At 60.6% G+C, this 8,189-nt stretch carries 8 protein-coding genes; 3 read left to right on the forward strand and 5 right to left on the reverse strand.

From position 1 onward, the window contains the following. Together ACIREA_RS20955 and ACIREA_RS20960 are read right to left on the reverse strand one after the other, a co-directional pair. Positions 1–948: DUF1501 domain-containing protein (locus tag ACIREA_RS20955; RefSeq protein ID WP_397384299.1), on the reverse strand; the 948-nt coding region annotated here is incomplete at its 3' end. An 88-nt stretch (positions 949–1,036) separates the two neighbouring features. After that, positions 1,037–1,528 carry a GNAT family N-acetyltransferase gene (locus ACIREA_RS20960; protein ID WP_397384300.1) on the reverse strand — a complete coding sequence of 164 codons (492 nt, stop codon included), beginning with the start codon at positions 1,526–1,528 and terminating at the stop codon, positions 1,037–1,039. 188 nt (positions 1,529–1,716) lie between these two features. Here ACIREA_RS20960 and ACIREA_RS20965 point away from each other — a divergent pair, with 188 nt between their 5' ends. Together ACIREA_RS20965 and ACIREA_RS20970 are read left to right on the forward strand one after the other, a co-directional pair. Then, complete coding sequence (locus tag ACIREA_RS20965; RefSeq protein ID WP_397384301.1) at positions 1,717–2,799, forward strand: Gfo/Idh/MocA family protein; 1,083 nt, start codon at positions 1,717–1,719, stop codon at positions 2,797–2,799. Positions 2,800–2,876: 77 nt separating this feature from the next. Continuing rightward, positions 2,877–3,293 carry a hypothetical protein gene (locus ACIREA_RS20970; protein WP_397384302.1) on the forward strand — a complete coding sequence of 139 codons (417 nt, stop codon included), beginning with the start codon at positions 2,877–2,879 and terminating at the stop codon, positions 3,291–3,293. A 93-nt stretch (positions 3,294–3,386) separates the two neighbouring features. On the opposite strand, the gene ACIREA_RS20975 is transcribed toward ACIREA_RS20970, so the two are convergent. From ACIREA_RS20975 to ACIREA_RS20985, 3 genes are all read right to left on the reverse strand, one after another. Then, positions 3,387–4,613 (reverse strand): Gfo/Idh/MocA family protein, encoded by a 1,227-nt coding sequence (locus tag ACIREA_RS20975; protein WP_397384303.1) that lies wholly within the window; start codon positions 4,611–4,613, stop codon positions 3,387–3,389. 312 nt (positions 4,614–4,925) lie between these two features. After that, entirely contained in the window at positions 4,926–5,747 is an 822-nt protein-coding gene (locus ACIREA_RS20980) for a helix-turn-helix transcriptional regulator (RefSeq protein WP_397384304.1), read from the reverse strand. Between the two features lie 202 nt (positions 5,748–5,949). After that, positions 5,950–7,425 carry an AlkA N-terminal domain-containing protein gene (locus tag ACIREA_RS20985; RefSeq protein ID WP_397384305.1) on the reverse strand — a complete coding sequence of 492 codons (1,476 nt, stop codon included), beginning with the start codon at positions 7,423–7,425 and terminating at the stop codon, positions 5,950–5,952. Between the two features lie 146 nt (positions 7,426–7,571). On the opposite strand from ACIREA_RS20985, the gene ACIREA_RS20990 reads away from it, so the two are divergent. Continuing rightward, positions 7,572–8,075 (forward strand): methylated-DNA--[protein]-cysteine S-methyltransferase, encoded by a 504-nt coding sequence (locus ACIREA_RS20990; protein ID WP_397384306.1) that lies wholly within the window; start codon positions 7,572–7,574, stop codon positions 8,073–8,075. The last annotated feature ends 114 nt before the right edge of the window (positions 8,076–8,189 follow it).

Raw genomic sequence — 8,189 nt, forward strand, 5'->3', positions numbered from 1 at the left:
ATTGGTGTCGCCGGAGTAGAGCTGCACAAAGCGCACGCCGCGCTCAATCATGCGCCGTGCCAGCAGGCAGCGGGTGCCGAATTCTTTGGTGGTGGCGTCGTCGATACCGTAGAGCTTTTTTGTGGCCTCGGTCTCGCGTGAGATGTCCACGGCTTCCGGCGCTGCGCTCTGCATGCGGAAGGCCAGTTCGTAGCTGCGGATGCGGGCGTCGAGTTCGCTGTCCGCAGCGCGCTGCGTGAGATGCTGCGCATTCATCTGCTGGATGAGATCCAGTGTCGCGCGCTGGCGTGCGCTGCTGTGCGGCCCTTTCAGGTCCAGGATGGGATTGCCTCCCGCGCGCATGGTGGTGCCTTGATAGGTGGCTGGCAGAAAGCCGCTGCCCCAGGCGGGTGGTCCGCCTTTCAGGCCACCACCAGGATCTGGCATGACGACGAAGGCTGGCATGTCCGCATTTTCAGAACCGAGTCCATAAGACACCCAGCTGCCCATGCTCGGCTTGCCCATCTGGATGGAGCCGGTGTTCATCTGATAGACAGACTGCGGATGATTCACGCTGTCCCCATGGCAGCTGCGGATGACGCACATCTCATCGGCAAGCTCCGCCATGTGCGGGAGGAAGTCGCTGACCTCGATGCCACTCTGCCCATACTTGCGAAAGGGCTTCACCGGCGCGAGCAGCGGATTCTGCGCCACCTTGCGCCGTGTCTCCACCGCACCGTAGCTGTCTGGCAAAGGTTTGCCCGCATGGCGGATGAGCTCGGGCTTGGGATCAAACAAATCCACGTGGCTCGGCCCGCCATGTATGAAGAGCCAGATGACGCGCTTGGCCTTCGCGGGGAAGTGCGGGCGCGAATCCGCCATCAGATCTGACAGGGCCACGCTGGACAAGCCCATGGCCGTAGTGCCGAGGAAGCGGCGGCGGGACAGGGGAGCGAGGGCGCTGGGCATGGCGTGAAGACGTTGGCTTCTGACCCGTTCTAGCGGGTTGCTTGGAAAACGTCAAGACTGTGAGGCTCCCGTGTTTCGTCGCGGAAACCTACAGCATCTTCTGCATCCACAGCACATCAAGCCAGCGGCCGTGCTTGTGGCCGACTTCCTTGAGGTGGGAGACTTTGATGAAGCCGAATTTGGCGTGCAGGGCGATGCTGCCGGCCTGATCGGCATCGATGCCGCCGAGAACGGTGTGATGGCCTATTTTCTTGGCGAGCTCAATAAGCTCTCCGAGCAGCAGGGAGCCGAGTCCTTTGCCCTGATGCTCGTGGTGCAGATAGACGGAGTCCTCCACGCTGTGGCAGTAGGCCTGGCGCGGATGGAAGCGGCCGAGCGAGCCCCAGCCGATGACGATTCCCTCTTCCTCGGCCACGATCACGGGATGCTCCGGGCCGTGCGCGTCAAACCAGTCCTGCCGTTCCTGCGCAGTGCTGGGCACGGTTTGATAGGTGCAGGTGCTGTGCTCCACGTAGTGATTGTAAATGGCGTTGATGGCCGGGAGGTCGGCGAGCGTGGCGGGGCGGGTGGTTGCAGGCATGAGAGCGAGGTGGATGTGCAGCAGGTAGAAAGGAAGCGCGCAAATGACGAATGTCGAAATCCGAATGACGAACGCAGAGCGGTGGCGACTGCAGGCTCTGTTTTCAAATCTTGACTCGGTGGCGGGGAATCTCCATTCTCGCGACCCTCAGTCAGAATTCACCAATCACTTAACGAACACATTTTATTATGGCCATCAAAGTTGGAGTCATCGGAGCAGGCGGCATGTTGCAGTATCACGCGGCGGGGTTCCGCCAGGCAGGCGCGGAGATCGTGGCCGTGGCCGATGCGGCTCCCGGAGCAGCAGCCAAGGCGGCGGAGAAGTATGGCATCGCCACATCCTATGAGTCCGTGGAAGCCATGCTGAAGGGCAGCCCGGAGATCCAGGCGGTGAGCGTCATCGTTCCGAACAAATTTCACAAGCCCCTCACGATTCAATGCCTCAAGGCTGGCAAACACGTCTTCTCTGAGAAGCCGCCGGCGCTGAACGCGAAAGAAGTAAAAGAAATCATCGCTGCCGCCGAAAAGGCCGGCAAGAAGGTGCTCTTCAACTTCAACAACCGCGCGCGTCCTGAGTCCCAGGCGATGATGAAGTACATCAAGGATGGCGTGGTGGGCAAGATCAACTCCGCGCAGGCGAAGTGGATCCGCCGCACGGGCATCCCTGGTTTCGGCGGCTGGTTCACCACCAAGGAACTGGCCGGTGGTGGAGCGCTCATCGACCTGCTGCACATGGTGGACTTGGCCATGTACTTCATGGGCTACCCTGAGCCTGCCCACGTGATGGGACAGGTCTTCACGGACTTTATCCAGGACAAGCAGTTCAAAGGCCCCTGGGGCATCCCTGACCGAGTGGGCGGCACCACCGATGTGGAAAACGCCGCACATGGTTTCGTAACCTTCAAGACCGGTCAGGTGCTCAGCCTCCAGGTCTCCTGGGCGGAAATGATCAAGCGCGAGGAAGTCTCCGTGGTCTTCCAGGGCACCAAAGCCGGTGGCAAGGTGGAGCGTCTCTTCGGCATCGACGGTCTGGACAACACCGCCATCGACACCTGCGAGCTCTACGTGCAGGAAAACGGCAACAGCGTGAACCGCAGCATCACCACCACAGCGTGTGAGGACATGGGCCGCATCGGCTCCGCCGCGAACTTCATCCAGGCCATCGAAGGCAAGGCCCCCGCTCTGAACACCCCCGAGCAGGCCCTGCGCCTGATGCAGGTGATCGATGCGATCTACGCCTCCGCCAAGACTGGCAAGCCGGTGGCGATCTGAGTGATTGAGTGATTTGTCGAAGCGGGGAGAACGAGCGCAGGCTTGTTCTCCCCGTTTTTTTTGAGATGATCTGCGTCATGAACAAGCTGACGTCTCTTCTGCCACAGCATCGGAAGGCTGCGGGCTTTGCCCCGCCGGGATTTATTGAGATGTTGCTCCTGGCTTACATCGTGGCGGCTGTCTTGAATTTTGCCTTGGGAAACTGGATCTTCGCGACGGCAATGCTGGCACCGCTGGTCGGGCTTTTCTTTTGGATACAGTACATAGACCGACAGGACCGCTGCAGGATAGGTGATCAGATCCGGGTCAGCCTGGGGCCGCATTCAGGAATTGAAGGCGTCGTCGTAGGGTCGAATGAAGCTGGAACACGACTGACAGTTCAATTGTCCTCCACAGGACATCCTGAGCCCATGAAGTTTTTCGTCTATCAGGTCAGGAAAGTGAAGCCATCTCCACCCGGGCGAGACGTTGAGTTAAGCCCCCCCTTGTTCTAATGGAGGATGAGTACAGCTGCGCAGTGAGTTGAGTCCCAAAAAAAGAGCGATGCCAGCGTGTGCCGGCATCGCTCCAAGAATTGCTGCTGCTTTTTAAGCCAGTCCGCCGCGATCGCTGCTGAGCGTGGCATCGCCATACTTCGCGCGGGTCGTGGGCGTGTAGTCAAGCGGTGTCCAAGCGGCGTTGTTTGCGGAGGAGGCGACGACGGCTTCGATGAAGGCCATGCCGGCCACACCTTCTTCGATGGTCGGGTAGTCCATGTCCAGCGGGTTGGGCTGTGTTCCGGCGCTCACGGCGCGGACGTGGTTGGCGAAGTTTTTGTAGATGTTCGCGAAGCCTTCCAGGTAGCCTTCGGGGTGGCCGGAAGGAGTGCGTGAGCAGGCGGCGGCGGCGCTGCCGAGGTAGCCCATGCTGGTGCGGTAGATCTGCTTTGGCTTGTCCAGGGAGGTGACGATCATCGTATTCGGATCGAGCTGGGACCACTCGATGCCGCCCAGGGAGCCATAGACGCGAAGGCTGAGGTTGTTTTCACAGCCGATGCTGATCTGGCTGGAGTGCAGCACGCCTTTGGCACCGTTGGTGAAGCGCAGCAGCACGTTGCCATCGTCTTCAAGACGGCGGCCTTCCTTGGCCAGGAAGATGGTGAGGTCGGCGGCGAGTTCCTTGATGTGCAAACCGGTGACGTATTCGGCGAGGTTGATCGCGTGCGTGCCGATGTCTCCCATACAGCCTGCGGCACCGCAGATGGCGGGGTCCACGCGCCAGGAGGCCTGCTTCTGCCCGGTGTTTTCCAGCATGGTGGCCAGCCAGCCCTGTGGGTACTCGACCACGACTTTGCGGATCTCGCCGAGCTTGCCTTCTTCGATCATCTGCCGGGCCTGGCGCATGAGCGGGTAGCCGGTGTAGTTGTAGGTCACGCCATAGAGCTTGCCGCTGGCCTTCACGATCTCCGCCAGCTCCTTGGCCTGCGCGAGGTTGAAAGTGGCGGGTTTGTCGGAGAGTACATGGAACCCGGCCTCCAGCGCGGCTTTGGCGGCGGGGAAGTGCAGGTGGTTCGGGGTGACGATGGAGACGAAGTCCATGCGCTTGTCAGCAGGCAGGGCGGACTCCGTGCGGATCATCTCTTCAAAGTTGCCGTAGCAGCGCTCGGCGGGCAGGAAGAAATCCGCGCCGCTGTCCTTGGAGCGCTGGGGGTCAGAGGAAAAAGCGCCGCAGACGAGTTCAATCTGCTGATCGATCGATGCTGCGATGCGATGAACGCCGCCAATGAAGGCGCCGCGTCCGCCGCCGATCATGCCATAACGAATTTTCCGGCTCATAAGGATGCTGTGCTGAAGTTTGGGGTGGTTGAGAAAAGGGAATGCGAGTGTGCGCAGAGGGTGCGGAGGGTCAAGTGCATCCGCGCGCCGGGTGGAGAAGAGGAGGGTATCATCCTGATTCCTCCATGCTCCGCCGACGGCCCACGCCTCCAAACCGGGGACCCATATGATCCCCCTCTTGCGCGTGCCCGCCTGCCTCCTTCCCGTCCGGGCACAAAAAACCCCGAAGAGGGTAGCCCAACGCGCTCAGGCGGCCTCTCCGGGGCAATTGTCGTCGAAACACCGCAGAGCGGTGCGCATGGCGACAAAGGGTTATGCGGCCATCAGGGCCGGACCGCTGTGCTTCATGCGGCTGCGGAATTCCGTGGGGGATTCATCAGCGATGCGGCGGAAGCTGCGGTTGAAGTGGGACAGACTCTGGAAACCAACGTCGTAGGCCACTTCAGTGATGCGGGCGGCGGGCTTCATGAGCATGCGCTTGGCCTTTTCCACGCGGGCGCGGTTCACGAAGTCCGTGAAGGTCAGGCCGGTGGCGCGCTTGAAGAGCTTGCAGAAGTGGAAGGGGCTCACATTCACCGCGCTGGCGACGGCTTCGAGGGACATCGGCTCGGCCAGATGGGTGTGGATGAAGGTCTTGGCATTGCGCACGGCTTCGGGCTCATGCGTGGCGGTGGCAAACAGCAGGCGGTGCGCGCTGTCTCCCAGCTGAAGGGCAAAGGACTGCAGGATGGCCACGGCGGCCTCATAGCGTGCGGGCTCCATGACGGGAGCGTGTTCGAAGTGCACCTTGGCACCGCGGATTTCTGCGGCGGTGCGGTTGTCATCCAAGAGAGCCTTGGCCACGGGGGCGAAATTTTCGGCATTGGCGGGCTGGAGGCGCACGCCGCCAGTCAGCATGATGGCGATGGTGTTTTTACCCACGCGCACCGGCACCTGCGTTTCCACCACGCCGGCCACGCCTTTGCGGGTGATGATGCTTTCGATGGGAGAGTCATCCTTGGTGGCTTCCAGACTCAGCGGCAGGCTGGTCAGCGTATGGAAGGCCTTCTGGTAGTGCTGGAAGAGCTCGCTCTCAGCCAAGTTCAGAATGAAACGTTGGCGGGGGGAGGTATGGGCAGTTGAGTTGGTGTTCATAGCGCGTTCGTGGGTTGTGTTCACGGCTGCTATGATGCCCTCCCGCAGAATTTGCGATATTGTGGTCCGATACGGTACGTGCCGTCGTGTACGACCGCAATTTTGGCATAGTGGTTTCCAGTAGTACTGACTGTCCCTTGCGTTGGGTGCGTGGATTTTGCTGTGTGGTTCAGTGCGCTCTGCCCCTATGTCACCGGCCCTCTCATGCCAAGGTTTGTTGGCAGTTCTTTGCCGGACTGTTCCACACATGCATCACTGCATAGCTTCGCCACGGACGCCAGGGCAGGGACAGTTCTTCGGCGCGCTTTGCGGTGACGCCGCCAAGATTGTTACGGACGGCGATGTCTTCTTTGGGAAAGGCATCTGGCCAGCGCAGGGCACGCATGGCGATGTAATGCGCGGTCCAAGGGCCGATCCCGGGCAGGCTCACCAATTGTGCGATGGCGATCTCAGGATGGGCACCGGGGTCGAGCTTGAGCGTGCCGGAGTGGAAACCATTGGCCAGAGCAAGGATGCAGGCTGCGCGGGTGCGGATGATGCCGAGGCGGGCGATCTCATCGAGGCTCGCACGGGAGACATGGTGCGCCTGTGGTGTCAGGCGCGTGAGCTCGGAAAACGGAGTCTCGATTTTCTCACCGAAGGCTTCGGCGTAGCGACAGGCAATTTTCGTCGCTGCCTGCACGGTGATCTGCTGGCCCAGGATGGCGCGTACGGCCAGTTCAAACCCGTCGAATGCGCCGGGCACACGCAGACCTGGATTTTGCATGACGCTTTTTTTCAGCGTGGCATCCTGCTGCAAATGCGCGGCGATGATGTCGGGACGGGCGGCGAGATCAAACATGTGGCGCAGCCGGCCCAACAGCGCGGGCAGGACGGGTGTGAGCGAATGAGTGAGCTCAACCTGCAGGGCATTCTTTTCCGGCGTGTTGGACACCTTGATCCAGCCGGTATGATCGCCTAGATGCACGGTGCGTGAATAGGTGCCGTCGGAGACAAACTCCACCTCGCGGATCGTGCGGGCGGCGAGAAATTTGAGAATGCTCTGCCAGTCATAGGGCGGGCGGTAGCCGAGTTGCAGCGTTGAGGTGTCGGCGGCATGCATACGACCCGGATGTGCTGCGGCCTCTTTTCGTAGGCGGGTGGGCGGCATGCGGTAATGGCGGCTGAAGGCGTCATTGAAACGCCGCAGGCTGGAAAAGCCGCTGGCAAAAGCAATCTCGATCACTGGCAGCCGGGTGTCGGTCAGAAGTTGCTTGGCCAAAAGCAGACGTCGGGTTTGGATCAGCTCGATGGGCGAGACGCCGAGCTCCTGCTGCACGATGCGACGCAACTGCCGCGAACTGAGATCAAACTGAGCAGCGATTTCTTCCAGACCTGCGCCATCATCCGCCAAGCCCTCGTCCATGCGATGCATGATCAGATCTGTCAGCCGATGCGCGTGATCCATCGGTGCATGTCCCGGAGCCAGCTCCGGCCGACAGCGCAGGCAGGGGCGAAAGGCGGCCTTCTCCGCAGCCCCGGTGCTTTCAAAGAAGCGGCAGTTCTCCCGCTTCGGAACCCTCACGGGACAGATGGGACGACAGTAGATGCCCGTGGAGGTGACACCCACGAAAAACACGCCGTCAAAGCGTGAGTCACGGGATTTCAGCGCAGTGTAAGCGGCATTGTCATCGATCAGGTTCATGGGCTTGAGCAGGCTAGTCCATGCAGCCCGTCTGGACTGGCCGTTTTCGGACATGAGGTTATTTTATCTTCATGTCCGAAAATGGCCAGCAGCCGTTGCCAGAGCGCGCCATGATCTGCCCGAACGACAACCGTACTGACATGACATCCCACAGCTATTTTTATAAAACCATGCCCTCTCCGGTGGGCTTGCTCACGCTCGTGGCGAATGATCACGGACTGGCGGCGGTGCTGTGGGAGAATGATGATCCGAAACGCGTGCGCCTCAGCCCGCTGCATGAGGACACCAAGCATCCGGTGCTGGTGGAAGCGGAGCGCCAGCTGCAGGATTACTTTGCAGGGAAACGACAGAAGTTTGAAGTGAAGCTCAATTTCAATGGCACTGAGTTTCAGCAGAAAGTCTGGGCCACCCTGCTGACCATTCCCTTTGGAGAGACGCGAAGCTACGCACAGATCGCGGAGCAGATTGGCAACCCCAATGCCGTGCGCGCGGTGGGGGCAGCCAATGGCAAGAATCCCATCTCGATCATCGCGCCCTGCCATCGGGTGATCGGCTCCAATGGCAAACTGACGGGGTTTGCCGGCGGCATGGAAGCGAAGGCGTTTTTGCTGAAGCTGGAGACGAAGGATTTTGTCCTGCAATAGCTGCGAACCTCACGGCACCATCTCCACGCGCACTTCCACTGCGGCGCTGCGGCCTTGATCATCCAGTACATGCACGCGCCATTTGCCGGCGGCTGCGGCCCACATGACCGGTGT

The organism is Prosthecobacter sp. (assembly GCF_044373815.1).
In the GTDB taxonomy this organism is placed as follows: Bacteria; Verrucomicrobiota; Verrucomicrobiia; order Verrucomicrobiales; family Verrucomicrobiaceae; genus Prosthecobacter.